Consider the following 26,688-nt stretch of genomic DNA (forward strand, 5'->3'; position numbering starts at 1 on the left):
GTCTGGAGCTTCCATGCCCAACCGTCTTGTCCGCAGCCTGCCTTTCTGGGTGCTCATCGTCGCCTCGGTGGTGAGCCTCGGCATCGGCCTCTGGCTCGTGCTGAGCAAGAGCGCCGAACTCAGCACCACCCTCGCCGACGGCTCCGCCGGCTACGAGCAGGTCTACGTCAACCCCACCTGGATCGGCTTCGGCGGCATCCTCACCGGCGTCGGTGTGCTCGGCGTGCTGCTCGCCCTCGTGCTGGCCGCGCTCGCGTCCGCCCTCCCCCAGCCCGTTGTCATCGAAGAGATGATCACCGAGGTGGAAGGCGACCTCGTCGAGGTCGAGGAGAACGTCGCGATCATCGCCGCCCCCGATGACCTTCCCGATGCCCCGGTGGCTGAGGAAGCCGCGGAAGAGGTCGCCGAAGAGACCTCTGAAGAGGCTCCGAGCGAGGAGACGCCCGAGAAGGCGTGATCTCCAGCTCTGACTGCGAACGGGCCCGGATGCGCGATGCATCCGGGCCCGTTCTGCGTCGCCGTTCTACGTCCGGAACGACCTCGTCAGAGCACGGGCGTCAGAAAGGCAGCACGAGCGTCAGAAAGGCAGGAGGGGGTCGATCGCGATCGCCACGAACAGCAGCGTCAAATAGGTGATCGAGGCGTGGAAGACGCGCATGGGCCGGGGCTCGGTGCCGCGAACCGCACGGTTGTAGAGCACGTGCGACTCGTAGATGAACCAGCCGCCGAACACGACGGCCGAGGCCGTGTACACGATGCCCATGGAGGCCACCGGGATCAGCAGCAACGAGGTGACGACGGTCGCCCAGGCGTAGAGAATGACCTGCAGGCCGACCTGAGAGCCCGAGCGGGTGGCGCCGAGCATGGGGACGTCGGCCTCGTCGTAGTCGTCTTTGTACTTCATGGACAACGGCCAGTAGTGCGGCGGCGTCCACAGGAACACGAGGACGAAGAGGATCACCGGCGTCCACGTCAACGAGCCGGTGACAGCGCTCCAACCGATGAGCACCGGGAAGCAGCCCGCGATACCGCCCCACACGATGTTCTGCTCGGTGCGGCGCTTGAGCAGCATCGTGTAGATGACGACATAGAAGAAGATGGCGGCGGCCGACAGCGCCGCGGCGAGCCAGTTGGTCGTGAGCGCAAGCCAGATCGTCGATCCGAACGCCAATGTCCAGGCGAAGATGAGGGCGCCGCGCGGCGAGACCTCGCCCGTGACGAGCGGCCGGTTCTCAGTGCGCTGCATGTGCGCGTCGATGTCACGGTCGATGTACATGTTGAACGCCGCCGCCGACCCCGCGCTCGCGGAGCCGCCGATCACCGTGGCGAGAACGAGCCACAGGTTGGGCAGTCCCCCCTGGGCGAGGATCATCACCGGGACGGTCGTCACCAGAAGCAGTTCGAGGACGCGAGGCTTCGTCAAAGCGACGTAGGCGCGGATCGTGCGGCCGATCGAGCGGTCAGTCCGCCCCATCGTCGTCGTCGAGATGTCCATCGCCCCCACAATCAGCCGTCACACAGGCGCCTGCCAGTCTACGTCACACCGCACCGCCGACCGCCGAAGCCCGAGGCCCTCGGGCCGGTCCGCTTCGCTATGCTGAGACCACACGCGCGCTCTGCGCCGGCTGCTCTTCCCGTGGTGACGCGGTCTGCGGACCGGCACTTGTTGGCGCACACCCTCACGAACGGAAGGCGGTCCGGTGACGGATTTGCGTTGGGATGAGATCGACTCGCGCGCGGTGGACACCGTGCGCGTCCTCGCGGCGGATGCCGTGGAAAAGGTCGGCAACGGTCACCCCGGTACGGCGATGAGCCTGGCCCCGGCGGCATACCTGCTCTACCAGAAGGTCATGAACCACGACCCGGCCGACACCCACTGGCCCGGTCGCGACCGTTTCATTCTCTCGGTCGGACACTCCTCGCTGACCCAGTACATCCAGCTGTACTTGGGCGGCTTCGGTCTCGAGCTCGACGACCTGAAGAGCCTGCGCACGTGGGGCTCGCTGACCCCGGGTCACCCGGAGTACGGCCACACGAAGGGCGTGGAGATCACCACCGGTCCCCTCGGCCAGGGCCTGGCATCGTCCGTCGGCTTCGCCTACGCCGCCCGCTACGAGCGCGGCCTGTTCGACCCGGAGACCCCCGCCGGCCAGTCGCCGTTCGACCATTTCGTGTACGTCGTCGCCGGTGACGGCGACCTGCAGGAAGGTGTCACGAGCGAAGCATCCTCGCTCGCCGGCCACCAGCAGCTGGGCAACCTCATCGCGATCTACGACTCGAACCAGATCTCGATCGAGGACGACACGAACGTCGCCTTCACCGAGGACATCACCGAGCGTTACACCTCCTACGGATGGCACGTGCAGACCGTCGACTGGAAAAAGACCGGTCAGTACGTCGAAGACACCGCCGAGCTGTACGCGGCGATCGAGGCGGCCAAGGGTGTCACCGACAAGCCGTCGCTCATCATCCTCAAGACGATCATCGGCTGGCCTTCGCCCGGCAAGCAGAACTCCGGCAAGATCCACGGTGCCGCCCTCGGCGCCGACGAGCTGGCCGCCACCAAGAAGGTGCTCGGCTGGGATCCCGAGGAGACCTTCCAGGTTCCGGACGAGGTCATCGAGCGTACGCGCGAACTCGTCGAGCGGGGCGCAGCTAGCCACGCCGCGTGGCAGGAGAAGTTCGACGCGTGGGCCACAGCGAACCCCGAGCGGAAGGCCCTGTGGGACCGCGTGAGCGCCCACGAACTGCCCGCAGACATCTCCGCCGCCCTACCGGTGTTCCCCGCCGGCAAGGATGTCTCCACCCGCGCCGCCTCGGGCCAGGTCATCAACGCGCTGGCCGCCGAGCTCCCCGAGCTCTGGGGCGGATCGGCAGACCTGGCCGAGTCGAACCTCACCACGATCAAGGGTGCCGCCTCCTTCATCCCCGAGGAGTGGTCGACGCACGAGTGGACGGGCTCCCCGTACGGCCGTGTGCTGCACTTCGGCATCCGTGAGCACGCCATGGCCGCGATCCTCAACGGCATCGTGCTGCACGGCCCGACCCGTGCGTTCGGCGGCACGTTCCTCATCTTCAGCGACTACATGCGCCCCGCGGTGCGTCTGGCCGCGCTGATGAACGTCCCCTCGATCTTCGTCTGGACCCACGACTCGGTGGCACTCGGCGAAGACGGCCCGACCCACCAGCCGATCGAGCAGCTCGCGTCGCTGCGCGCCATCCCGAACCTGGCCGTGCTGCGTCCCGCCGACGCGAACGAGACCTCGGTTGTGTGGCTCGAGACGCTGCGTCGTCACGCCGGCCCGGCCGGCATCGCCCTCACCCGCCAGAACCTCCCGGTGTTCGAACGCGGCGAGGGTGCGGCATCCGGCGAGGTCTTCGCCTCCGCCGAGGGCGCGGCCAAGGGCGCGTACGTCCTGGCCGAGTCCCCCACCGGGACCGTCGACGTGCTGCTGATCGCCACCGGCTCCGAGGTGCAGCTGGCCGTCGAGGCCCGCGCGCAGCTAGCCGCAGAGGGCGTGGGCGCCCGCGTCGTCTCGGTCCCCTCCCTCGAATGGTTCGAGGAGCAGGACGCCGAGTACCGCGAGAGCGTGCTCCCCGCCGCCGTCACCGCACGTGTGTCCGTCGAGGCGGGCCTGGCCCTCACCTGGCAGGGCATTGTCGGATCCACCGGCCGTTCGGTCTCGATCGAGCACTTCGGCGCCTCGGCTGACTACAAGACCCTGTTCCAGAAGTTCGGAATCACCACTGAGGCGGTCGTCGCCGCCGCGCACGAAACCCTCAAGGAGAACGCATGACCACCCCCACTGAGCAGCTCGCAGCCGCCGGCGTCAGCATCTGGCTGGACGACCTCTCGCGCGACCGCATCTCCAGCGGAAACCTCGCGGATCTGATCCAGTCCCGCACGGTCTCCGGTGTCACCACCAACCCGACGATCTTCGCGGGGGCGCTCGCCAAGGGCACGACCTACGGCGAGTCGGTTGCGGCTCTCAAGGCCGCGGGTGCCGACACGGATGCGGCGATTTTCGCGATCACCACCACCGACGTGCGCGACGCCGCAGACATCTTCCGCCCCGTGTTCGAGGCGACGGACGGCGTCGACGGTCGCGTCTCGATCGAGGTCTCGCCCGAGCTCGCGCACGACACCGAGGGCACGATCGCCCAGGCCAAGGAGCTGTGGGCCACGGTCGACCGCCCGAACGCCCTGATCAAGATCCCTGCCACCAAGGCCGGTCTCCCCGCGATCACCGCTGTGCTCGCCGAGGGCATCTCGGTCAACGTGACCCTGATCTTCAGCCTCGAGCGCTACGCCGCCGTCATCGACGCGTACCTCTCGGGCATCGAGCAGGCGAAGGCGAACGGTCACGACGTCGCCTCGATCCACTCGGTGGCGTCGTTCTTCGTGTCGCGCGTGGATACCGAGGTCGACAACCGCCTCACCGCGATCGGCACCGAGGATGCCCTGGCCCTCAAGTCGAAGGCCGGCCTGGCGAATGCGCGACTGGCGTACGAGCTGTTCGAGAAGGAGTTCGCCACCGAGCGCGCCGCCGCCCTCGTCGCGGCCGGCGCCACCGTGCAGCGTCCGCTCTGGGCCTCGACCGGTGTCAAGGACCCGGCGCTTCCCGACACGTTGTACGTGACCGAACTGGTCGCCGCCGGCACCGTCAACACGATGCCGGAGAAGACCCTCGAGGCCACCTTCGACCACGGTGTCGTCACCGGTGACACCATCACCGGTGCGTACGCCGACGCCCACGGTGTGTTCGATGCCCTGGCCGCGGTCGGCGTGGACTTCGCCGATGTCACCCAGGTGCTCGAGGACGAGGGTGTGTCGAAGTTCATCACCTCGTGGCACGAGCTGCAGGACACCGTCGCCACGGCGCTCGCGAACGCCTGAGCCGAGATGGCCTTCGACATCCACCTGACCGGCCGCCCCAAAGCGGTCGTCCAGGAGACGCTTCCATCCCTCATCGGGGATATGGTCGCCTCGGGCATTTCCGCGGGCGACGCCTGGCTGTGGGGTGAGGCCGCGCAAGATGAGGCCTCGCGCCGCCTCGGCTGGGTGCAGGCCGTCACGGTCTCGCAGGCCCTCGTGCCGCAGATCATCGCCCTGCGCGACGAGTTCCGCGCGCAGGGCCTGACCCGCATCGTGCTGGCGGGCATGGGGGGCTCCTCGCTCGCCCCCGAGGTGATCGCGCGCACGGCCGGCGTTCCGCTCGTCATCCTGGATTCGACGGCGCCCGGCCAGGTGCTTGCGGCGCTCGATGGCGACACTGAGTCCGGTGGCCTCGCCCAGACCGTCCTGGTCGTCTCGTCGAAGTCCGGCTCGACCGTCGAGACGGACTCCGCGCTGCGGACCTTCGAGGCGGCCTTCCGTGACCTCGGCATCGATCCCGCGGAGCGGATCGTCGTGGTCACCGACCCGGCTTCACCGTTGGATGCCGCTTCCCGCGCATCCGGCTACCGCGTATTCAACGCCGACCCCACCGTCGGTGGCCGCTACTCGGCGCTGACCGCGTTCGGGCTGGTCCCGGCGGGACTTGCCGGCGCAGATATCGAAGAGCTCCTGGCTGAAGCGGATGCCACCGTCCTCGAGGTCGCGATCGACAGCCCCGACAACCCGGCGCTGGTGCTCGCCGCCGCGATCGCCGGTGGCGACCCGCGGCGGGACAAGCTCGCGCTGATCGCCGACGGCACCCATCTCATCGGTCTCCCCGACTGGATCGAGCAGCTGCTGGCAGAGTCCACCGGCAAGGACGGCACCGGCATCCTGCCCGTGGTCATGCTGCCCGTCTCCCCCGAGCTCGAGTCGGCCCCCGCCGACCTGCAGGTGGTGCGCCTGGTCGACGAGGCCAACGAGTTCCACCTGTTCGAACACCACCACGGCGAGATCCTCATCAGCGGATCGCTCGGCGCGCAGTTCGTCGTCTGGGAGCACGCCACCGCGATCGCTGGACGCATGCTCGGAATCAACCCGTTCGACCAGCCTGACGTCGAGTCCGCGAAGGCCGCGACCCGCGGTCTTCTCGAAGCGCGCCCTGCACCCGCCGCCCCGGCCTTCACGGTCGACGGTGTCGAGGTTCGCGTCAGCGATCCGGAGCTGGCTGCATCGGGAACGATCGCCGGCGTGCTGGATGCGCTGTGGGCTCGGGTTCCGGCAGATGGGTATGTGTCGGTTCAGGCATATGTCGATCGTCTCGAGCTGTCCCAGCTCTCGGGGCTTCGCGAGATGATCGCGGCCGACTCGGGCCGTCCCACCACGTTCGGGTGGGGACCACGGTTCCTCCACTCGACCGGTCAGTATCACAAGGGCGGGCCCGCCAACGGCGTGTTCCTGCAGATCTCCGAGGGCACCGATGTGGATGTCGAGATCCCCGGCCGTCCCTTCACCTTCGGGCAGCTCATTCAGGCTCAGGCCGCGGGCGACGCGAGCGTGCTCGCCGCCCACGGTCGTCCCGTCGTGACTCTCACCCTCACCGACCCTCGGGTCGAAGTCCTGTCGCTGTTCGAAGCGGCACAGTAAGGCTCATCCCCAATGACAGTAGAGATCTCGCACGGACATAACCCGCTGCGTGACCCCGATGACGCTCGCCTGAGCCGGATCGCCGGTCCCAGCGCCCTCGTCATCTTCGGCGTCACCGGCGACCTGTCCCGCAAGAAGCTCATGCCCGCCGTCTACGACCTGGCCAATCGCGGCCTGCTTCCCCCCGGTTTCGGTCTGGTCGGCTTCGCCCGACGCGACTGGGCGGACGAGGACTTCGCGCAGGTCGTGCACGACGCGGTCAGACAGCACGCGCGCACCGAGTTCCGCGAAGAGACCTGGCAGCAGCTGCTGCAGGGCATCCGCTTCGTCTCGGGCGAGTTCGACGACGACGAGGCCTTCGCACGTCTGCGCGAGACGGTGGAGCGTCTCGACACTGAGCGCGGCACCATGGGCAACCACGCGTTCTACCTCTCGATCCCGCCGAAGGCCTTCCCCGTCGTCGCTACGAAGCTGCGCACCTCGGGTCTCGTGGATGACACCGCCGACCGCGCCGAGCGCTGGCGCCGCGTGGTGATCGAGAAGCCGTTCGGCCACGACCAGGCATCCGCCCGCGAGCTCAACGACTCGCTGCGGGCGACGTTCCCGACCGACTCGATCTTCCGCATCGACCACTACCTCGGGAAGGAGACGGTGCAGAACATCCTCGCGCTGCGTTTTGCCAACGAGCTGTTCGAGCCGATCTGGAACCGCAACTACGTCGACCACGTGCAGATCACGATGGCCGAGGACATCGGCGTCGGCGGGCGAGCCGGCTACTACGACGGCATCGGTGCGGCCCGGGATGTCATCCAGAACCACCTGCTGCAGCTGCTGGCGCTCACGGCGATGGAGGAGCCCATCTCGTTCGACGCGAAAGACCTGCGCGCCGAGAAGGAGAAGGTGCTCGCCGCCGTCACCCTTCCGCAGGACCTGTCGCAGGCGACCGCGCGCGGACAGTACGCGGGCGGCTGGCAGGGCGGCGAGAACGTCACCGGCTTCCTTGACGAGGACGGCATGGCGGCCGACTCCACGACCGAGACCTACGCGGCGATCAAGCTCGAGATCAACACGCGCCGCTGGGCCGACGTGCCCTTCTACCTGCGCACCGGCAAACGCCTCGGCCGACGTGTCACCGAGATCGCCGTCGTCTTCAAGCGCGCGCCCGAGCACCTGTTCACGCGGTCGCAGACCTCCGGTCTGGGCGAGAACGCGCTGGTCATCCGCGTGCAGCCCGACGAGGGCGTCACGATCCGGTTCGGGTCGAAGGTTCCCGGCGCGGGCACGTACGTGCGCGACGTCACAATGGACTTCGGCTATGGTCACGCGTTCACCGAGGCCAGCCCTGAGGCCTACGAGCGCCTGATCCTCGACGTGCTGCTCGGTGATCCTCCGCTCTTCCCCCGCCACGAGGAAGTCGAGCTCTCGTGGAAGATCCTCGACCCCGTCGAGGAGTACTGGAGCGCCCAGGGCGGGCCGCTGGAGCAGTATGAGCCCGGCTCATGGGGCCCGAAGTCCGCCGACGAGATGATGGCCCGCGACGGCCGGAGCTGGAGGCGTCCATGATCGTCGATCTTCCCGACACCACCGTCAGCACGATCTCCCGCGCCCTGGTCACGGTGCGCGAAGAGGGCGGCGCAGTCGCGCTCGGCCGCGTCCTGACCCTCATCATCGTGACGACCGAAGACGCGAGCGAGGATGTCATCGAGGCGGCCAACGACGCCTCCCGCGAGCATCCGATGCGCGTCATCAGTCTGATGCTCGCACCCGGCGGCGAGCCGCGGTTGGATGCCGAGATCCGCGTGGGCGGTGACGCCGGCGCGAGCGAGGTCGTCGTCCTGCGCGCCTTCGGTGACGCAGCCTCGAACGTGGAGAGCCTCGTCACGGGTCTGCTGCTGCCGGATGCCCCGGTTGTGGTGTGGTGGCCGGACTCGCCGCCCGCGGTGCCGTCCGCCTCTCCCCTGGGTCGCATCGCGCAGCGCCGCATCACGGACGCCTCCACCGGTCCGTACGACGCCGCGCGGGTCGCCGGCCTTAGCGAATGCTCCGTTCCCGGCGACACCGACCTCGCCTGGACACGCCTGACACACTGGCGCGAGCAACTGGCCGCCGTCCTGGACCAGCCGCCGTACGAGCCGATCGTCGAAGTCGAGGTGCAGGGCGCCGAGACCTCGCCATCGACCGCGCTGCTGGCAGCCTGGCTGCGCCTGGCCCTCGATGTGCCCGTGACCTGGACCTATCTCACGCCCGACGAGTGGGATCACGGCATCAAGTCCGTGCGCCTCACCCGCCGCAGTGGCGACATCCTGCTCGAGCGCTCTTCCGACACCGTCGCCTGCCTGACCCAGCCCGGCCAACCGCAGCACGACCTCGTGCTGCCGCGGCGGACGCTGCGCGAGTGCCTCGCCGAGGAGCTGCGCCGCCTGGATGCCGACCTCCTGTATGGTCGGGTGATCACCGAGGGCCTGGATCTGCTCGGCCCCGCGCGAACCCGAGAGACACATGCCTGAGATCACCAACGCGAAGCGCGTTCACGTCAGCGCGACCCCGGCCGACCTGACCGATTACGTCTCGGACCGCTTCCTGCGCCGCCTCGAGATCGAGTCCGCCTCCCGCCCGATCCACATCTCGCTGACCGGCGGCAGCATGGGGATCGGCACACTCGCGGCGGCCGCACGCAACCCGCGGATCGCTGCCGTGAACTGGGCGAACGTCCACTTCTGGTGGAGCGACGAGCGCTTCGTCGAGCGAGACAGTGACGAGCGCAACGAGAAGCAGGCGCGCGACGCGCTGCTAGCCCAGCTCGACATCCCGGCCGAGAACATCCACGTGCCGGCATCCACCGACGACGGCATCGATCTGGATGCGGCTGCCGCCCGCTACGCCGCCGAACTGGCCCGCTTCGCGGCCTCTCCCGACCAGGCCTGGCCGCACTTCGACATCTGCTTCCTCGGCGTGGGTCCCGACGCACACATCGCGTCGCTGTTCCCCGACCGCTCGGAGATCACGGTGACGGATGCCACGGTGCTGCCGGTGCGCAACTCTCCCAAGCCGCCGCCCGAGCGCGTGACGTTCACCCGTCCCGTGATCAACAGCTCGGAGCGGATCTGGCTCGTGATGGCCGGCACTGACAAGGCCGCCGCCCTCGGCCTGGCCCTCGCGGGCGCCAACTACGCGAGTGTCCCCGCCGCCGGCGCACACGGCACCCGTCGGACCGTGTTCTTCGTCGACGAAGCCGCAGCCGCGCAGGTGCCGGCCGAGCTCATCGACCCGGAGTATTGAACCGGCGCACCGACCAACGAGAAACGCCCCGGGACTCCCGGGGCGTTTCCTCGTGCGTTGTGCGGAAGACGGAGGTGCGTCAGAGGCCGCGACGCTCGCGCAGCTGAGCGAGGGCGTCATCGAGAAGGGTCTCCGCCTCTTCTTCGGTGCGCCGCTCCTTCACGTACGCGAGGTGCGTCTTGTAGGGCTCGGTCTTGGCCATCTGCGGCGGGTTGTTCTTGTCGCGCCCAGCGGGAAGACCGGAGTGCGGGGAGTCGATCTGCTCGGGGATCTCCTCGTCGGGGATGCCGGCCGCGAAATAGCGGACGGTCTCGTTGCCCATCGCGTCCCAGTACGAGACCGCGACGCGGTCCGCGTGGTAGCCGTGATCCTGCTCACCCATCGGGCCCGCGCCGACGCGGGTTCCCCGGATTGCGTTGCCGCCCGTTGCCATCAGATCCCCTGGAACTTGGTGATCAGACCCAGCGCGACGATGGCGACGAACCAGACGAGCGCGAGGATGATCGTGAATCGGTTGAGGTTGCGTTCTGCCAGTCCGGACGAGCCCAGCGCGGAGGTCATACCGCCGCCGAACATGTCGGACAGGCCGCCGCCGCGGCCCTTGTGGAGCAGGATGAGGAGGGTCAGCAGGAGGCTCGTGATGCCGAGGATCACCTGGAGAACGAACTCGAGAATCTGCACGATGCAAAGGCCTTTCGTGGCGACCACGTCGGGTCGCACAAGGGTCCAGTATACGGAAAGGCCGTGGAGCGGATGCCGCACCCACGGCCTTTCGCCGTATCAACGGTCAGACGCCGACGTGCTTCTGGAAGCGGATGATCGAAGCGAACTCGTCCACGACGAGACTCGCACCTCCCACCAGGGCACCGTCCACGTCGGGCTCGCGCATGAAGCTCGCGATGTTCGCGGCCTTCACCGACCCGCCGTAGAGCACGCGCGTGCGTGCCGCTGCGTCCTCGCCCATGGCGGCGCCGATGACACCGCGGAGCTTGGCACAGACATCCTGAGCCTGCTCGGGTGTGGCGGCCTGGCCCGAACCGATCGCCCAGACCGGCTCGTACGCGACGACGATCTCGGTGTCGGCCGGGACGCCTTCGAGCGCCTTCTCGAGCTGTCCGACCGGAACGGCGCTCGCGCCGAACTTCTCGAGATCCTCGGCGGTCTCGCCGACGCAGATCACCGGAGTGAGGCCGTGGCGGAGGGCCGCCTGCACCTTGGCCGCGATCACGTCATCGGACTCGTTGTGGTACTCGCGACGCTCGGAGTGGCCGATGATCACGTACCGCGCGTCGAGCTTGGCCAGGAACGCTCCCGAGATCTCACCGGTGTAGGCGCCGGCATCCTTCGTCGAGAGGTCCTGCGCACCGAGCGCGAAGGCGATCTTGTCGGCATCCAGCAGCGTCTGCACCGAGCGCAGGTCGGTGAAGGGCGGGAAGACCGCCACCTCGACGCTCCCGTCCTCGTGCTTGGCGTCCTTCAGCGTCCAGTGCAGCTTCTGGACGAACGCGACCGCCTGCAGGTGGTCGAGGTTCATCTTCCAGTTGCCGGCGATGAGCGGGGTTCTCACTGCTCCCATCCGAGCACCTCCAGTCCGGGCAGCTTCTTGCCCTCAAGGAATTCCAGGCTCGCGCCGCCACCGGTCGAGATGTGACCGAACTGGTCGTCGGCGAAGCCGAGCTGACGAACGGCCGCGGCGGAGTCGCCACCGCCGACGACACTCAGGCCGTCGACCTCGGTGAGCGCTTCGGCGACCGTCTTGGTGCCGGCGGCGAACGCGGCCATCTCGAACACGCCCATCGGCCCGTTCCAGAACACGGTCTTGGACGAGCGGATCACGTCGGCGAAGATCTTCGCCGTCTCGGGTCCGATGTCCAGGCCCATGCCGGTCTCACCGAAGGGCGTCTCCTCCAGGGCGTTGGCCGAGGCGACGACGTGCTCGGCATCCGCACCGAAGGATGCCGCCATGACGGCATCCACGGGGAGCACCAGGTCGACGCCGGTGGCCTCGGCGGTCTCCATATAGCGGGTGACCGTGGGGATCTGGTCTTCCTCGAGCAGGCTCTTGCCCACCGGGAAGCCCTTGGCCGCGAAGAACGTGAACAGCATGCCGCCGCCGACGAGGATGCGATCCACGCGCGGGAGCAGGTGCTCGATGACCCCGAGCTTGTCGCTGACTTTCGAGCCGCCGAGCACGACCGTGTAGGGACGCTCGGGCTTCTCCGTCAGGCGGTCGAGGACGTCGACCTCCTTCTCGATCAGGAACCCGGCAGCCGAGGGCACGATCTCAGCGAGGTCGTAGACACTCGCCTGCTTACGGTGCACGACACCGAAGCCGTCCGAGACCAGCACGTCGCCGAGTGCGGCGAGCTGGGCCGCGAAGGCACCGCGCTCGTCGGCATCCTTCGAGGTCTCTCCCGGGTTGAACCGCAGGTTCTCGATGACGGCGACATCCCCGTCCTCGAGCGAGGCGACGGCCTCCTGCGCGGACTCGCCCACGGTGTCGCGCGCGAACGCGACGGGCTTGCCGAGCAGCTCGGACAGCCGCTGGGCGACCGGCTCGAGGCTGTACTTGGGGTTGGGCTCACCGTCGGGTCGACCCAGGTGCGAGCACACGACGAGGCGTGCTCCCTGATCGATGAGGGCGTTGAGCGTGGGAACCGAGGCCCGCACACGGCCATCGTCCGTTATGACGCCGTCCTTGAGAGGAACGTTCAGGTCACAACGGACGATGACGCGCTTGCCGGCCAGCGAACCCAGTGAATCCAGGGTGCGCAGAGCCATGTCTACCTACCGGTTCAGAGCTTCGAAGCGACGAGCTCGGTGAGGTCGACGAGGCGGTTGGAGTAGCCCCACTCGTTGTCGTACCAGGCCGAGACCTTGACCAGGTTGCCGCTGACGTTCGTCTGACCGGCGTCGAAGATCGACGAGTGCGGGTCATGGACGATGTCGGTGGAGACGATCGGGTCGGTGTTGTACTTCAGGTAGCCGACGAGCTCACCCTCGGCGGCAGCCTTCTCGTACGCCGCGTTGATGACCTCCTTGGTGAGGCCCTCCGTGGGGGTGATGATCGTGAGGTCGACGATCGAACCGGTGGGGATCGGAACGCGGTACGACGAGCCCGAGAGCTTGCCGTTGAGCTCGGGAAGGACCAGGCCGATGGCCTTGGCGGCACCGGTGGCGGCCGGAACGATGTTCAGGGCCGCGGCGCGGGCGCGGTGCAGGTCGCCGTGGGGGCCATCCTGCAGGTTCTGGTCGGCCGTGTAGGCGTGGGCGGTCATCATGAAGCCGCGCTCGATGCCGAAGTTGTCGTTGAAGACCTTGGCCAGGGGCGCGAGGCAGTTCGTGGTGCACGACGCGTTGGAGATGATGTCCATCGTCGCCGAGTCGTACTCACCGTCGTTGACACCGACGACGAAGGTGCCGTCGACATCCGTGCCGGGAGCCGAGATGAGGACCTTCTTGGCCCCGCCTTCGAGGTGCTTCTTGGCGTCTGCTGCCTTGGTGAAGCGGCCGGTCGACTCGATGACGATGTCGACGCCCAGCTCGCCCCAGGGGAGGTTGGCGGGGTCGCGCTCTGCGAACACCTTGATGGTCATGTCACCGACGGTGATCGAGTCCTCGGTGTACGAGACCTCTTCGTTCAGGCGGCCACCGACCGAGTCGTACTTCAGCAGGTGAGCGAGCGTCTTGTTGTCGGTGAGGTCGTTGACCGCAACGATCTCGAGGTCTGCGCCCTGCTCGAGCGCTGCGCGCAGGTAGTTGCGTCCAATGCGGCCGAAGCCGTTGATGCCGATCTTGACAGACACTGAGTCTCCCGTTTCTCGTCGCGCCGAAGCGCCAGTTGACTCCGGATCGACGACCCGGAGAGGGTGTCATTTTTACGGTGGGGTTCCACCAGAAAGACAAGGGTGCCGGGGCCCCCGCGTGAGCGAGGGCCCCAAGGCTCCCTCACCTGATCATGACCCTAGCAGGAGACCCGAGGTCTTCTCGCGGGCCGTGACAAAGCGCGACTGAACATTGCCCCAATCGACGATGTTCCAGAACGCCTTCACGTAGTCGGCGCGGACGTTCTTGTAGTCCAGGTAGTACGCGTGCTCCCAGACATCCAGCATGAGCAGCGGGACGGTGGATGCCGCGATCTGCGACTGCTGGTCGAACATCTGCTGGATGACCAGCTGCTCGCCGATCGAGTCCCAGAACAGCGCGGCCCAGCCCGAGCCCTGAACGCCGAGGGCTGCAGCGGTGAAGTGCGCCTGGAACTTGTCGAAGCCGCCGAAGAACTCATCGACCGCGGACTCGAGCTCGCCGGTGGGCTTGTCGCCACCGTCCGGAGACATGTTCGTCCAGAAGATGGAGTGGTTCGTGTGACCGCCGAGGTTGAACGACAGGTCCTTCTCAAGCTTGTTGATGGCGGCGAAGTTGCCCGTCTCGCGAGCCTCAGCGAGCTGCTCGAGAGCGGTGTTGGCGCCGGCGACGTAGGCCGCGTGGTGCTTGTCGTGGTGCAGCTGCATGATCGTCGCGCTGATGCTCGGCTCAAGCGCCGCGTAGTCATACGGGAGGTCGGGCAGGGTGTACTTTGCCATTTACTCTTCTCTTCCTGTCGGCACTGCGCACAGGGACCCCGGCGCAGCGAGGGTGACGCTTGTCATCCTAGTGAGAGCGCACCCCGCAGAGGGCCGTTCAGAGTCAATCCAAAGCGCTTGCAGGGACGGCCGACTCGGTGCCGGGGATGCCGTCCTTCGAAGCCTTCTTGTCGGCCATGGCGAGCAGGCGCCGGATACGACCCGCGACAGCGTCCTTGGTCAGCGGCGGGTCGGCGTGATGACCCAGTTCATCCAGGCTCGCGTCGCGGTGCGCCAGGCGCAGTTCTCCGGCCTCGCGCAGGTGATCGGGGATCTCCTCCCCGAGGATCTCCATCGCGCGCTCCACACGGGCGCACGCGGCGACGGCGGCCTGAGCCGATCGGCGGAGGTTGGCGTCATCGAAGTTGACGAGACGATTCACGCCCGCGCGCACCTCACGGCGTTGCCGGATCTCATCCCAGTGGGCGGCGGCTCGCGCGGCCCCCATGGCCGCGAGGGCTGCGCGGATGGCATCCCCCTCACGCACGACGACGCGGGGCGCACCGCGCACCTCGCGCGCCTTGGCCGGAATATCCAGCCGATGGGCAGCGCCGACCAGAGCCATGGATGCCTCCGACGACGGGCACAGGATGTCGAGCGAGGCCGAACGACCCGGGTCACTGAGCGCGCCCGCTCCGAGGAACGCACCGCGCCACACGCCGGCGAGGTCGGCACGCGAACCGGTCGTGAGCCGGTTCGGCAGCCCCCGGACGGGGCGGCGGCGCGGGTCGAGCAAGCCCGTCTGCCGGGCGAGGGTTTCGCCGCCGTCGATCACCCGCACGGCGAACAGGGCGCCGGCGCGGGAGCCGGATGCCTGCGTCTGCGCGATCTCGGGTCGGACTCCGTACAGCTCCATGAGCTCACGGGCGACGCGGCGTGCGAGCGCCTCAGAGTCGACTTCGGCTTCGACCGCGACGCGGTTGGCGATCGAGTGCAGACCCCCGGCGAACCGCAGCAGAGAGGTGAGCTCTGCGGCACGGACCTGCGGCAGCGGGTCTCGCACCGCGATCAGTTCAGCTTTGACATCCGCCGTCAGCGACACGGAACTCCTTTCGACACAGCGCCGGCTTGTGACCAGCGCGACGCTCCAGCCTACTCGCGCCCCAGGTCGCGATGCATGACCCGCACGGCGACCCCGGGCTCGTCGGACAGACGCCGGGCAAGCTCCTCCGCCGTGGCCACGGAACGGTGCTTTCCCCCGGTGCAGCCCACCGCCACGACGGCGTGGCGCTTGTTCTCGCGTTGGTAGCCCTGCAGCACGGGCCGCAGTGCGGCGGCGTAGGCATCCACGAATTCGGGAGCACCCTCCTGGGACAGCACGTACTCGCTCACGCGCTCGTCTTGACCGGTCAGGCCGCGCAGCTCCTCGTTCCAGAACGGGTTCGGCAAGAAGCGCATATCGGCCACCATGTCGACATCCGTGGGGAGGCCGTACTTGAAGCCGAAACTCATGATGGTCAGCGTGTGGCGAGCGGCGCGCTCGTCGCTGAAGAGTTCGAACACGCGCGTTGCGAGCTGATGGATGTTCAGCGAAGAGGTGTCGATGACGATGTCGGCGGACTCGCGGATCTCGGCCAGCCGCTCGCGCTCCTTGCGGATGCCGTCGACCAGCGTGCCCGCGCCCTGCAGCGGATGGGGGCGACGGACGGCCTCGAAGCGTCGCACGAGCACCTCATTCGAGGCATCCAGGAAGACGATGCGGGCGTTGCTGTGGGAACGCAGGCCCCGGATCTCGTGGGGCAACTGGTCGAAGAGGTCGCGGCCGCGCACGTCGACGACGGCGGCCACCTTCGGGAGGGTGGCGGCGGCGTGCTCGGTGAGCTCGAGCAGCGGCCCCAGCATCTGGGGCGGCAGGTTGTCGACGACATACCAGCCGAGATCTTCGAGCGCGTTGGCGGCGGTGGAGCGTCCCGCGCCGGACATGCCCGTGACGATGAGCACATCGCCGGCGGTGTGGGTCGTCTCGTCCATCGTCACTCCGCTGTCGGGTCGGGCCGTCATTCCGCTGTCGGATCGGGCCCGCCTGCTGTCGGTTCGGACCTGCGCGGCCAGCCTAGCGGGATGCCAGATGACTGTGGACGGCGTTCGCGAGCGTCGGCCCGATGCCGGGGAGCTCCGCGATCTGCTCGGGCGTCGCGTCCTTGAGGGCGGTGACCGACCCGAAGTGACGCAGGAGTGCCTTGATGCGCGCCTCGCCCAGGCCAGGCACTTCCGAGAGGACCGTCTGGATGTCGCGCTTTCGGCGCTTGCGCTGGTGGGTGATCGCGAAGCGGTGGGCCTCGTCACGCAGTCGCTGCAGCAGGTACAGGGCCTCGCTGGTGCGCGGCAGGATCACCGGGTAGTCCTCCCCCGGCAGCCAGATCTCCTCGAGGCGCTTCGCGATGCCGCACAGAGCGATGTCGCTGTGCCCGGCATCCTCGAGCGCACGGGCGGCAGCGGCGACCTGCGGGGCACCGCCGTCGACGACGAGAAGCTGCGGCGGGTAGGCGAAGCGGGGGCGGGATCGCTCGGTGACGACGGCGCCCTCGGCCGTCGGCTCGGAGCTGACGACTGCGACCCCACCATCCGCTGCTGGCGCGGTTTCGTCCGGTTCGGTGTCGAGGTAGCGCAGGCGGCGAGTGAGCACCTGGTACATCGAGTCGGTGTCGTCGGTCGTCTCTGCGATCGAGAAGGTGCGGTACTGATCCTTGCGGGGCAGGCCGTCTTCGAAGACGACCATCGAGGCGACGACGTTCGTGCCCGACAGGTGCGAGATGTCGTAGCACTCGATGCGCAGCGGCGCCTCGCTCAGATCGAGTGCCTGCTGCAGGTCGGTGAGGGCCTGCGTGCGCGCGACATAGTCGTTGGTGCGCCGCGTCTTGTGCAGCACGAGGGCCTGCTGCGCATTGATCGTGGCGTTGCGCAGCAGATCGGCCTTGGCGCCGCGCTGAGCGACCTGGATCGTGACGTTCGTTCCGCGACGCTCCCGCAGCCAGGTCTCGAGCTCGGTCGCGTCGTCGGGCAGCTCGGGAACGAGCACCTGTTTGGGGATGTCGTCGCGCGCGGCGTTGCCGTAGGTGCGCTGCAGGATCTGGTCGACGAGCTCTCCCCCCGAGATGTCGAGCTCCTTCTCGATCGTCGTCGCCCGCACGCCGCGGACGCGCCCACCGCGGATCACGAAGTGCTGCACAGTGGCTGCCAGCTCGTCCTCCGCGATGCCGAACAGGTCGGCATCCGTGTCATCCGGCAAGACGAGCGCACTCTTGTTCAGCACCGCCTCGATCGCCTGCAGCTGATCGCGGTAGACGGCGGCCGATTCGAAGTCCAGGGCGGCGGATGCCTCGCGCATGCGCGCGCCGATCTGCTTGGCGAAGCGTTGGTCACTGCCGGAGAGGAACGCGATGAAGTCGTCGACGATCGCCCGGTGTTCCTCGATCGTGACCTTCCCGGAGCACGGCCCGCCGCAGCGTCCGATCTGGCCGGGAAAGCACGGTCGCCCGGTGGCCATCGCCCGCTTGTACGAGGAGTCGCTGCACGTGCGGATCGGGAAGATCTTGATCATGAGGTCGATGACCTCGTGCACCGCCCAGACCTTGGGGTAGGGCCCGAAATACTTCGCCCCCCGGATCTTGCGGTTGCGGGTGACGATCACCCGTGGCGCCTCGTCGGCCAGGGTGACAGCCAGGAACGGGTAGGACTTGTCGTCCTTGTACCGCACGTTGAACGGCGGACTATATTCCTGGATCCACATGTACTCGAGCTGGAGCGCCTCGACGTCGCTGCCGACCACGGTCCATTCGACGGAGGTGGCCGTGGTGACCATCCGGCGGGTGCGCTCGTGGAGCGTGTGGAGCGGCGCGAAGTAGTTCGAGAGGCGGGCGCGCAGGTTCTTGGCCTTGCCGACGTAGAGCACCCGGCCGTTCGCGTCGCGGAACCGATATACGCCCGGATCGGTCGGGATCTCCCCGGGCTTCGGGCGGTACGACAGCTGCGGGTGGGTGGCGCGCGCCACGGTCAGCCCGCCTTGCGCGCCGGGGATGTCGAGCGACTGCGGGACGTGGAGGCGACGCCCCGACCGGTCATCGCGGCGGCGGTGAAGATCTCGGCGAGGAACCGGCCGGTGTGGCTTTCGGTGACCTTGGCGACCTGCTCGGGTGTGCCCGTCGCCACGATCTGCCCTCCGCCGGAGCCGCCCTCGGGCCCGAGGTCGATGATCCAGTCGGCGGATTTGATGACGTCCAGATTGTGCTCGATGACGATGACGGTGTTGCCCTTGTCGACGAGCCCCCCGAGCACTTCGAGGAGCTTGCGAACATCTTCGAAGTGCAGACCGGTGGTCGGTTCGTCGAGCACGTAGATCGAGCGACCGTTGCTGCGGCGCTGGAGCTCGGTGGCGAGCTTGACGCGTTGCGCCTCCCCACCAGACAGAGTGGTCGCGGACTGCCCCAGGCGGACGTACCCAAGTCCGACATCCACGAGGGTCTTCAGGTACCGGTGGATGGCCTGGATCGGCTCGAAGAACTCCGCCGCCTCGGCGATCGGCATCTCGAGCACCTCGGCGATGTTCTTGCCTTTGTAGTGCACGGCCAGGGTGTCGCGGTTGTAGCGCTTGCCGTGGCACACCTCGCAGTCGACGTAGACGTCGGGGAGGAAGTTCATCTCGATCTTGATCGTGCCGTCGCCCGCGCACGCCTCGCAGCGGCCACCCTTCACGTTGAAGCTGAAGCGACCCGGCTGGTAGCCGCGGACCTTCGCCTCCGGCGTCTCGCTGAACAGGGTGCGGATGCGGTCGAAGACGCCGGTGTAGGTGGCGGGATTCGAGCGCGGGGTGCGGCCGATCGGAGCCTGGTCGACGTGGACGACCTTGTCGAGGTTGTCGAGCCCCGTCACGCGCGTGTGCTTGCCGGGGACCGTGCGCGCCCCGTTGAGCCGCGCGGCGAGCACCTGGTACAGGATGTCGTTCACGAGCGAGGATTTGCCCGACCCGCTCACGCCGGTGACAGCGGTGAGGACACCGAGCGGGAAAGCGGCCGAGACGTTCTGCAGGTTATTCTCCCGCGCACCGATGACCTCGAGCATGCGCTTCTTGTCGATCTTGCGGCGCTTCGCGGGAGCCTCGATCGCACGGCGTCCGGCCAGGTAGTCACCCGTGATCGAGGCGCGGTCGGCCAGGAGCTGGTCGAGCGGACCGGAATGGATGACGTTGCCGCCGTCCACACCCGCGCGCGGGCCGATGTCGACGATCCAGTCGGCGGCGCCGATCGTCTCCTCGTCGTGCTCGACGACGATCAGCGTGTTCCCGAGATCGCGGAGCTTGACGAGCGTCTCGATGAGGCGCCGGTTGTCGCGCTGGTGCAGGCCGATCGAGGGCTCGTCGAGCACGTAGAGAACGCCCGTCAGGCCCGAGCCGATCTGGGTGGCCAGGCGGATGCGCTGCGCCTCGCCGCCGGAGAGCGAGCCTGCCGAGCGGCTGAGGTTGAGGTAGTTCAGACCCACCTGGATGAGGAAGTCCAGGCGCGCGCGAATCTCCCGGAGCACGGCCGCACCGATCATCGCCTCACGCTCGGTGAGTTCGAGCTCAGCGAAGTAGGCCTGGGCTTCGGCGAGGCTCAGCCGCGAGGCATCCGCGATCGAGTGCCCGTGGACGAGCACAGACAGCACCTCGGGCTTCAGGCGATCTCCGTCGCAGGCCGCGCACGGCACCTCGCGCAGATACTCCGACCAGCGCTGACGCTGCGTGTCGGACTCGGCCTGCGTGTATTGGCGCTCGATATAGGGCACGACCCCCTCGAAGCCGGAGGTGTAGCGCATCTCGCGGCCGTAGCGGTTCTTCCACTTCACGTTGACCTTGAAGTTCTCGCCGTGGAGCACCGCGTTCTGAACCTCGACCGGGAGCTCACGCCACGCGGTGTCCAGCGAGAACCCGAGATCCGCCGAGAGGCCCTCGAGCAGCCGGTCGTAATATTGGTAGAGGCCCTTGCCCTGTGTCGTCCAGGGGATGATGACGCCATCACGGATCGAGAGGTCGGGATCGCCGAGCATGAGTTCGACATCCACCGACATCCGGGTGCCCAGGCCCGAGCAGGTGGGGCACGCGCCGAAAGGGGCGTTGAACGAGAAGGTGCGCGGCTCGATCTCGGTCAGCTGCAGCGGGTGGCCGTTAGGGCACGACAGCTTCTCGCTGAATGACTGCCAGGCGGCATCCCCCTCTTCGTCGACGAAGTTGACCTGCATGATGCCACCGGCAAGGCCGAGGGCCGTCTCGACGGAGTCGGTGATGCGCCCCAGGATGTCGGGACCGGCGACCAGACGGTCGACCACCACGGCGATGTCGTGCTTGTAGCTCTTCTTCAGCGTCGGCGGCTCGGCGAGCTGGATGAGGTCGCCGTCCACCACCGCACGGGCGTAGCCCTTGGCGGTGAGCTCTTTGAAGAGGTCGACGAACTCCCCCTTCTTCTGTGTGACGATCGGCGCGACGATCTGGTACCGCGTGCGCTCGGGGAGATCGGCGAGCTGGTCGGCGATCTGCTGCACCGTCTGGCGCTGGATCTGCGCCCCGCACTCGGGGCAGTGGGGCACACCGATGCGCGCCCAGAGCAGGCGCATGTAGTCGTGGATCTCGGTGATGGTGCCGACGGTGGAACGCGGGTTGCGGTTGGTCGACTTCTGGTCGATCGACACGGCCGGGCTGAGGCCCTCAATGAAATCGACATCCGGACGGTCGACCTGGCCGAGGAACTGGCGGGCATACGAACTCAGCGACTCGATGTAGCGCCGCTGTCCCTCGGCGAAGATCGTGTCGAACGCCAGGCTGGACTTACCCGAGCCGGACAGGCCCGTGAAGACCACGAGCGAGTCGCGAGGGATGTCGAGATCGACATCCTGCAGATTGTGGACGCGCGCGCCACGGACGCTGAGCGTTCCGCTCGAGTGGGCAGAGGAGGACACGGGCACGATAGGCACCCGTCAAGTGTAGGAGCGCCCACCGACACCGGCTCCGCTCCCACCTCACCCACCTCCCCCACCTCTCCCACCCCTTCCCTTTCGCCGAACCCACCACTTCCTTGCGAACCCACCAGTTCAGCGCGCAACGAAGGTGTGGATTCGCAACAAGGTGGTGGGTTCGGCGAAGGCACGGTCTAGCGGGGCGGGTGGATGCCGGACTCGGCGAGGCGTGTGCGCAGCGCCTGGGGCGAGCTGAGTTGCGGCATCCCCCACCGGACGACCGGGCGTCCTGTGGTGGCGCGAATCCAGTCTTCGCGCTCCTTCTCTGCCAGCAGCACCTCTCGCCCGCTCCGGCCGGCAAGCATGCCCGGATCGGTGTACTTGCCTACGCCGTCGAACTCGCCCCACGCGTGGACATCGTCGAGCCCGAAGTCGACGTAGTACGTGGTTCCCGCCCGCGTAGGAACGGGCACCTGGAGACGCGGGGCATCAAACCCCAACTCACGCAGGTAGAGACGACTCACGCTCTCTCCTGGAAGCTGCGCACGACCGTCGGCGAATCCCGCGACCACTCGCGCCTGTCTGATGCCGCGAGCACCTGGATGCCGAGCAATGCGCCGCCATAGCCCGAGACGCCACGCCTCGGCACGGTCGGCCTGATAGCCGCCGTGCGTCGGGTCCGCCCCGGCGAGGCGCAGTGCGGCATCCGCCACCGTCACCGCCGTCTCGAGCCGCGTCGTCCGAATGACGTCATAGACGGTCCGTTCGAGATTCGTGCAGGGCACATGGGCGACCTCGGCGCGGTCTCTTGCGTCCAGGTCGACATCGTGCCGCGCGATCCCACGGAACCGCCCGTGAGCGACGCCGTCAGAGCCGACGCCGGCAAGATGGACCGCGCGCGCCGGGTGCCTGAACAACGGCAGCCCCCAGAGCACCGCCGCGGAGACGTGCGAGAACGCGAAGCTCGAACCGAACATGCGCATCGACGCTGCGACGACTTCAAGCCGATGGCGAGCCTCACCGTACAGCTCTGCCCACACCGTCTCGAGCACATACGTCCCGCGACCAAGCACGTGCAATTCACCCGTCGCGACGGCTCGCGCGATCGCGCGTCCAGAGAGGCCGCTCTGCATCAGGTGTGACGTGGTGAGGATGTCACCCCTCGCCTGGAGCACGGCCTCAATCGCATCGCGCGGCGGCTCTTCATCCATTCGCCGATCATGAGCCAGCCGCCGCGACCACACTCATGCGCGTCACGCGCCTGTCGAATCTCCCCACGGGCCTCCCCCCAGTGGAGGAATCGCGCACCCACGCCAGCTCGCGCCTTCTCCGGCGCCGAGCCCACCTGTTGATTGCGAACCCACCAGTTGATCGCGCCACAAACGTGTGGGTTCGCAACAAAGTGGTGGGTTCGGCGAGGTGGGGTGGAGTGGGGTGGGTGGGGTGGGTGGGGTGGTCAGCCGACGCGGGCGAAGGTGCCCCAGCCCTGGGTGTCGAAGTAGGCCATGGTGACGCTGGTCACGGCGCCATCGGTGCGGGCGAAAACGGCGGATGACAGCGACCCCTCGGGGGCGGACTCACCGGTCGGGATGAAGGCGAACTCGTCGCCGTCCCATTCCTCCAACGGGAACGTGTACCCGCCGCCGGGACCCATCGCGCCGATCAGGATGCCGCCCTCGATGCTGACGACCAGATCACCGAAGTACTCGTTCGTGTACGTACCGACGTAGTCGGTGAGCGATGCGGAGCTCGCTGCCCCGGTCGGGCGGGTCGCATCGACGAGGTCACCGGCCGGGATGAAGTAGGGCGCGAAGACCGCCTCGTAGCCGGGTGCCCAGTCACGGGTGAGGTATCCGTACTGCACGAGATCCAGGAACTCGTCGGTGAGCGATTCCGCGATCCCCACCGGCGATCCGTTGGTGAGCACCACGATGCCGAGGTCGAGGTCGGGAACGAGCTGGTAGTTCGTGCCGGTGCCGAGCACGAACGCGCCGGAGTGGCTGATCCGCACACGCCCGCTCGCGCCGCTGCCGATGTTGAACCCGTATCCGTACGATCCGACCCGCACCTCGGGCGAAGACGGATAACTGGAGATGACCTCCCGCGAGGTCGCCGCGAGCAGCGCCTCCGGGGCGATGTACGCCTCACCGTCGAGCTCGCCCTGGGCAAGGACGAGGTTCATCCAGGCCGCCAGGTCGATGACGTTGGACGACACGGATCCTGCCGGTGCCTCCGCATCGGGGTTTCGCTCGTACAGCGGCTGATACCCGTCCTGTGTGAGGGCGTGGATCGTGGCGCGGTCGGTCTGTGCCACGAAGTCGGCGTAGCGCGACGACGTGGATGTCATCCCCAACGGCTCATAGAGCAGCTGCTCGGCCGCATCCTCCCAGCTCATCCCGACGCTGGCGGCCACCGCCTCGCCGCCGACCGTGAAGCCGAAGTTCGAGTACTGGTAGGTGGTGCGGAACGGCGCCAGCGGCAGCAGCTGCAGGCGGGCGAGGATGTACTCCCGGTCGTAGCCGAGGTCTTCGAGGATGTCTCCTGAGCCCGTCGCCAGGCCGGAGCGGTGCGAGAAGTAGTCGCCGATCGTCGCGTTCTCGGTGACGTAGGGGTCACTCATCGTGAACTCCGGCAGCTCCTCGATCACCGGGGTGTCCCACGTGATCGCGCCGTCCGTGACAGCTTTGGCCGCCGTGGTCGCGGCGAGGGACTTGGACAGCGATGCGATCTGGAACACCGTCTCGGCGTCGACCATCTCACCCGAGCCGACGAGTTTCTCCCCGAAGCCCTCGGCGAAGATCGTCACACCGCCGTGGACGACGGCCACGGCCATCCCCGGCACACCCGAGTCATCGAGCAGTGTCTGTGCCAGCTCGGGCACCTGCGCCAGCGCGTTCTCTATCGCGGTGTCGAGGTCGGTGGGCAGCGCGACGACGTCCTGCCCGGGCTGCGCCCCCACCACCAGCGGCACGGTGCCAGATGTCTCGGCCGCGCATCCGACGGTGAGCGCCGCCACGGCGATGAGAGCGGATGCTGCGAGCAGGGTACGACGGCGGGAGGGCATGCGAGCTCCTTGCGGGAGATGCGGGGCAGGGGGTGCGGGTGGGAGCGCCGTGTGCTGTGGGCTCCGCATTCCAGCCAACCAGACGGGTCGGCCCTCCCCGGCCGGGGGAGGTAACGTCTCCACATCGATGCGCTGTGCGCGCGCTGGGCGGAGCTCAGGCGTGGCCGGCGCGCTCCATGGCGCGCAGCTCCTTCTTCAGGTCCTGCACCTCGTCGCGCAGGCGCGCAGCGAGCTCGAACTTCAGCTCGGATGCGGCAGCCAACATCTGGTCCGACAGATCGGCGATCGTCGCCTCCAGCTGCTGCGCGCCCTCGGCGGCGATCCCTTCGCGCCGGAGGTTCGGCGTCGGGCTCTTGCCCTTGCCGTTCTTCGACGCCGCGGCATCCTTGCGGTTCAGCATCGCCGTGGTGTCGGCACCCTCGCGGATCAGCGCGTCGGTGATGTCGGCGATCTTCTTGCGCAGCGGCTGCGGATCGATGCCGTGTTCGAGGTTGTAGGCGACCTGCTTCTCGCGACGACGGTTGGTCTCGTCGATCGCCGACCGCATCGAGTCGGTGATCGTGTCGGCGTACATGTGCACCTCGCCCGACACGTTTCGGGCGGCGCGACCGATCGTCTGGATGAGAGAGGTCCCCGAGCGCAGGAATCCCTCTTTGTCGGCATCCAGGATCGACACGAGCGACACCTCGGGCAGGTCGAGGCCTTCGCGCAGCAGGTTGATGCCGACGAGCACGTCGTAGACGCCGGCCCGGAGCTCTGTCAGCAGCTCGACGCGGCGGAGGGTGTCGACGTCGGAGTGCAGGTAACGCACGCGCACACCGTGCTCGCTGAGGAAGTCGGTGAGCTCTTCGGCCATCTTCTTGGTGAGGGTGGTCACCAAGACACGCTCGTCGCGCTCGACGCGCAGGCGGATCTGCTCGAGCAGGTCGTCGATCTGGCCCTTGGAGGGCTTCACGACGATCTCGGGGTCGACGAGGCCGGTCGGGCGGATGATCTGTTCGACGACGCCGTCGGCGATGCCCATTTCGTAGCGGCCCGGTGTCGCCGAGAGGTAGACGGTCTGCCCGACCCGGTTCTTGAACTCGTCCCAGCGCAGCGGGCGGTTGTCGAGCGCGGATGGCAGGCGGAAGCCGTGGTCGACGAGGGTGCGCTTGCGGGAGGCATCCCCCTCGTACATTGCGCCGATCTGCGGCACGGTCACGTGGGACTCGTCGATGACGAGCAGGAAGTCGTCGGGGAAGAAGTCCAGCAGCGTGTGGGGCGGCTCCCCCGGCTGACGCCCGTCGAGATGCCGCGAATAGTTCTCGATACCCGAGCAGAACCCGAGCTGGCCGAGCATCTCGAGGTCGAAGGAGGTGCGCATCCGCAGGCGCTGCGCCTCGAGCAGCTTGTTCTGCGATTCGAGTTCTTTCAGCCGCAGCGTCAGCTCGTCCTCGATCGTGCCGATCGCCCGCTGCACGGTGTCGGTGCCGGCGACATAGTGGGATGCCGGGAAGATCGGCACCGAATCCATCTTCTGGATGACATCGCCGGTGAGCGGATGCAGCAGATACAGCGCCTCGATCTCATCCCCGAACAGCTCGATGCGGATCGCGTACTCCTCGTACACCGGGATGATCTCGATCGTGTCGCCGCGCACGCGGAAGTTGCCGCGCGAGAAGTCGAGGTCGTTGCGGTTGTACTGCATCGCGATGAACTTGCGGATGAGGGCGTCGCGGTCGTAGCGCTCCCCCACCTGCAGCGCGACCATCGCGCGCAGGTACTCCTCGGGCGCGCCGAGGCCGTAGATGCACGAGACGGTGGAGACCACGACGACGTCGCGGCGTGAGAGCAGCGAGTTCGTCGTGGAGTGGCGCAGGCGCTCCACCTCGGCGTTGATCGACGAGTCCTTCTCGATGAAGGTGTCGGTCTGCGGGACATACGCCTCGGGTTGGTAGTAGTCGTAGTACGAGACGAAGTACTCGACGGCGTTGTTCGGCATCAGCTCGCGGAACTCGTTCGCCAGCTGCGCGGCGAGGGTCTTGTTGTGCGCGAGGATCAGCGTCGGGCGCTGCACCGCCTCGACCAGCCACGCGGTGGTCGCGGACTTTCCGGTTCCGGTGGCACCGAGGAGCACGACATCGGTCTCACCGGCTGTGATGCGCGCGGCAAGCTCGGCGATCGCCTGGGGCTGATCACCGGAGGGCTCGTACTCGCTGACGACCTCGAACGGGCGGACGGAACGCGTGGGCTGCACCCCTCCAGCGTAGGCACCCCCTCGGACAACCGGACCATGC

Annotated in this window: 21 protein-coding genes; 7 read left to right on the top strand and 14 right to left on the bottom strand. The window is 67.8% G+C overall.

Annotation, left to right across the window (positions count from 1 at the left end):
* The first annotated feature begins 13 nt into the window (after positions 1-13).
* Positions 14-457, top strand: coding sequence for a hypothetical protein (locus tag ABD206_RS04660; RefSeq protein ID WP_344069896.1), 444 nt, complete (start codon positions 14-16; stop codon positions 455-457).
* A gap of 120 nt (positions 458-577) precedes the next feature.
* On the opposite strand, the gene ABD206_RS04665 is transcribed toward ABD206_RS04660, so the two are convergent.
* On the bottom strand, positions 578-1,489 hold the full coding sequence (locus ABD206_RS04665; RefSeq protein ID WP_425561175.1) for a heme o synthase: 912 nt from the start codon (positions 1,487-1,489) through the stop codon (positions 578-580).
* A gap of 211 nt (positions 1,490-1,700) precedes the next feature.
* Here ABD206_RS04665 and tkt point away from each other — a divergent pair, with 211 nt between their 5' ends.
* From tkt to pgl, 6 genes are read left to right on the top strand one after another with little or no spacing between them, the layout of a single operon-like run.
* Positions 1,701-3,797, top strand: coding sequence for a transketolase (gene tkt / locus ABD206_RS04670; protein WP_344069900.1), 2,097 nt, complete (start codon positions 1,701-1,703; stop codon positions 3,795-3,797).
* Entirely contained in the window at positions 3,794-4,897 is a 1,104-nt protein-coding gene (gene tal, locus ABD206_RS04675) for a transaldolase (RefSeq protein ID WP_344069902.1), read from the top strand. The genes tkt and tal overlap by 4 nt, the downstream gene beginning before the upstream one ends.
* 6 nt (positions 4,898-4,903) lie before the next feature.
* Complete coding sequence (locus ABD206_RS04680; protein WP_344069904.1) at positions 4,904-6,523, top strand: glucose-6-phosphate isomerase; 1,620 nt, start codon at positions 4,904-4,906, stop codon at positions 6,521-6,523.
* Between the two features lie 12 nt (positions 6,524-6,535).
* A complete protein-coding gene (zwf, locus tag ABD206_RS04685) occupies positions 6,536-8,086 on the top strand; it encodes a glucose-6-phosphate dehydrogenase (protein WP_344069906.1) in 1,551 nt (516 codons plus the stop codon).
* Positions 8,083-9,030 carry a glucose-6-phosphate dehydrogenase assembly protein OpcA gene (locus ABD206_RS04690; RefSeq protein ID WP_344069908.1) on the top strand — a complete coding sequence of 316 codons (948 nt, stop codon included), beginning with the start codon at positions 8,083-8,085 and terminating at the stop codon, positions 9,028-9,030. The genes zwf and ABD206_RS04690 overlap by 4 nt, the downstream gene beginning before the upstream one ends.
* On the top strand, positions 9,023-9,802 hold the full coding sequence (gene pgl, locus ABD206_RS04695) for a 6-phosphogluconolactonase (protein WP_344069910.1): 780 nt from the start codon (positions 9,023-9,025) through the stop codon (positions 9,800-9,802). Before ABD206_RS04690 ends, pgl begins: the two co-directional genes overlap by 8 nt.
* A 79-nt stretch (positions 9,803-9,881) precedes the next feature.
* Here pgl and ABD206_RS04700 read toward each other — a convergent pair whose 3' ends face one another.
* From ABD206_RS04700 to uvrB, 13 genes are all read right to left on the bottom strand, one after another.
* On the bottom strand, positions 9,882-10,235 hold the full coding sequence (locus ABD206_RS04700; protein WP_344069912.1) for an RNA polymerase-binding protein RbpA: 354 nt from the start codon (positions 10,233-10,235) through the stop codon (positions 9,882-9,884).
* Positions 10,235-10,483 (bottom strand): preprotein translocase subunit SecG, encoded by a 249-nt coding sequence (gene secG, locus ABD206_RS04705; RefSeq protein WP_344071422.1) that lies wholly within the window; start codon positions 10,481-10,483, stop codon positions 10,235-10,237. Before secG ends, ABD206_RS04700 begins: the two co-directional genes overlap by 1 nt.
* A gap of 106 nt (positions 10,484-10,589) precedes the next feature.
* A complete protein-coding gene (gene tpiA, locus ABD206_RS04710) occupies positions 10,590-11,378 on the bottom strand; it encodes a triose-phosphate isomerase (protein WP_344069914.1) in 789 nt (262 codons plus the stop codon).
* A complete protein-coding gene (locus ABD206_RS04715) occupies positions 11,366-12,583 on the bottom strand; it encodes a phosphoglycerate kinase (protein WP_344069916.1) in 1,218 nt (405 codons plus the stop codon). The genes tpiA and ABD206_RS04715 overlap by 13 nt, the downstream gene beginning before the upstream one ends.
* A 14-nt stretch (positions 12,584-12,597) precedes the next feature.
* The gene (gap, locus tag ABD206_RS04720) at positions 12,598-13,608 is read right to left on the bottom strand and encodes a type I glyceraldehyde-3-phosphate dehydrogenase (RefSeq protein ID WP_344069918.1); all 1,011 of its coding nucleotides are present in this window, start codon (positions 13,606-13,608) and stop codon (positions 12,598-12,600) included.
* Positions 13,609-13,758: 150 nt separating this feature from the next.
* Positions 13,759-14,385 carry a superoxide dismutase gene (locus tag ABD206_RS04725; protein ID WP_344069919.1) on the bottom strand — a complete coding sequence of 209 codons (627 nt, stop codon included), beginning with the start codon at positions 14,383-14,385 and terminating at the stop codon, positions 13,759-13,761.
* 103 nt (positions 14,386-14,488) lie between these two features.
* Positions 14,489-15,466 carry a DNA-binding protein WhiA gene (whiA, locus tag ABD206_RS04730; RefSeq protein WP_344069920.1) on the bottom strand — a complete coding sequence of 326 codons (978 nt, stop codon included), beginning with the start codon at positions 15,464-15,466 and terminating at the stop codon, positions 14,489-14,491.
* A gap of 50 nt (positions 15,467-15,516) precedes the next feature.
* Positions 15,517-16,395, bottom strand: coding sequence for an RNase adapter RapZ (gene rapZ / locus ABD206_RS04735; protein WP_344069921.1), 879 nt, complete (start codon positions 16,393-16,395; stop codon positions 15,517-15,519).
* An 82-nt stretch (positions 16,396-16,477) separates the two neighbouring features.
* Positions 16,478-18,415, bottom strand: coding sequence for an excinuclease ABC subunit UvrC (uvrC, locus tag ABD206_RS04740; RefSeq protein WP_344069923.1), 1,938 nt, complete (start codon positions 18,413-18,415; stop codon positions 16,478-16,480).
* Positions 18,416-18,417: 2 nt separating this feature from the next.
* Entirely contained in the window at positions 18,418-21,366 is a 2,949-nt protein-coding gene (gene uvrA, locus ABD206_RS04745; protein ID WP_344069925.1) for an excinuclease ABC subunit UvrA, read from the bottom strand.
* A gap of 176 nt (positions 21,367-21,542) precedes the next feature.
* Positions 21,543-22,559, bottom strand: coding sequence for a type IV toxin-antitoxin system AbiEi family antitoxin domain-containing protein (locus tag ABD206_RS04750; RefSeq protein WP_344069927.1), 1,017 nt, complete (start codon positions 22,557-22,559; stop codon positions 21,543-21,545).
* A gap of 245 nt (positions 22,560-22,804) precedes the next feature.
* Complete coding sequence (locus tag ABD206_RS04755) at positions 22,805-24,412, bottom strand: serine hydrolase (RefSeq protein WP_344069929.1); 1,608 nt, start codon at positions 24,410-24,412, stop codon at positions 22,805-22,807.
* A gap of 154 nt (positions 24,413-24,566) precedes the next feature.
* Complete coding sequence (gene uvrB, locus ABD206_RS04760) at positions 24,567-26,648, bottom strand: excinuclease ABC subunit UvrB (protein WP_344069931.1); 2,082 nt, start codon at positions 26,646-26,648, stop codon at positions 24,567-24,569.
* Positions 26,649-26,688 lie beyond the last annotated feature (40 nt).

Origin of the sequence: Microbacterium sediminicola, assembly GCF_039531125.1 — a bacterium.
Taxonomy (GTDB): Bacteria; Actinomycetota; Actinomycetes; order Actinomycetales; family Microbacteriaceae; genus Microbacterium; species Microbacterium sediminicola.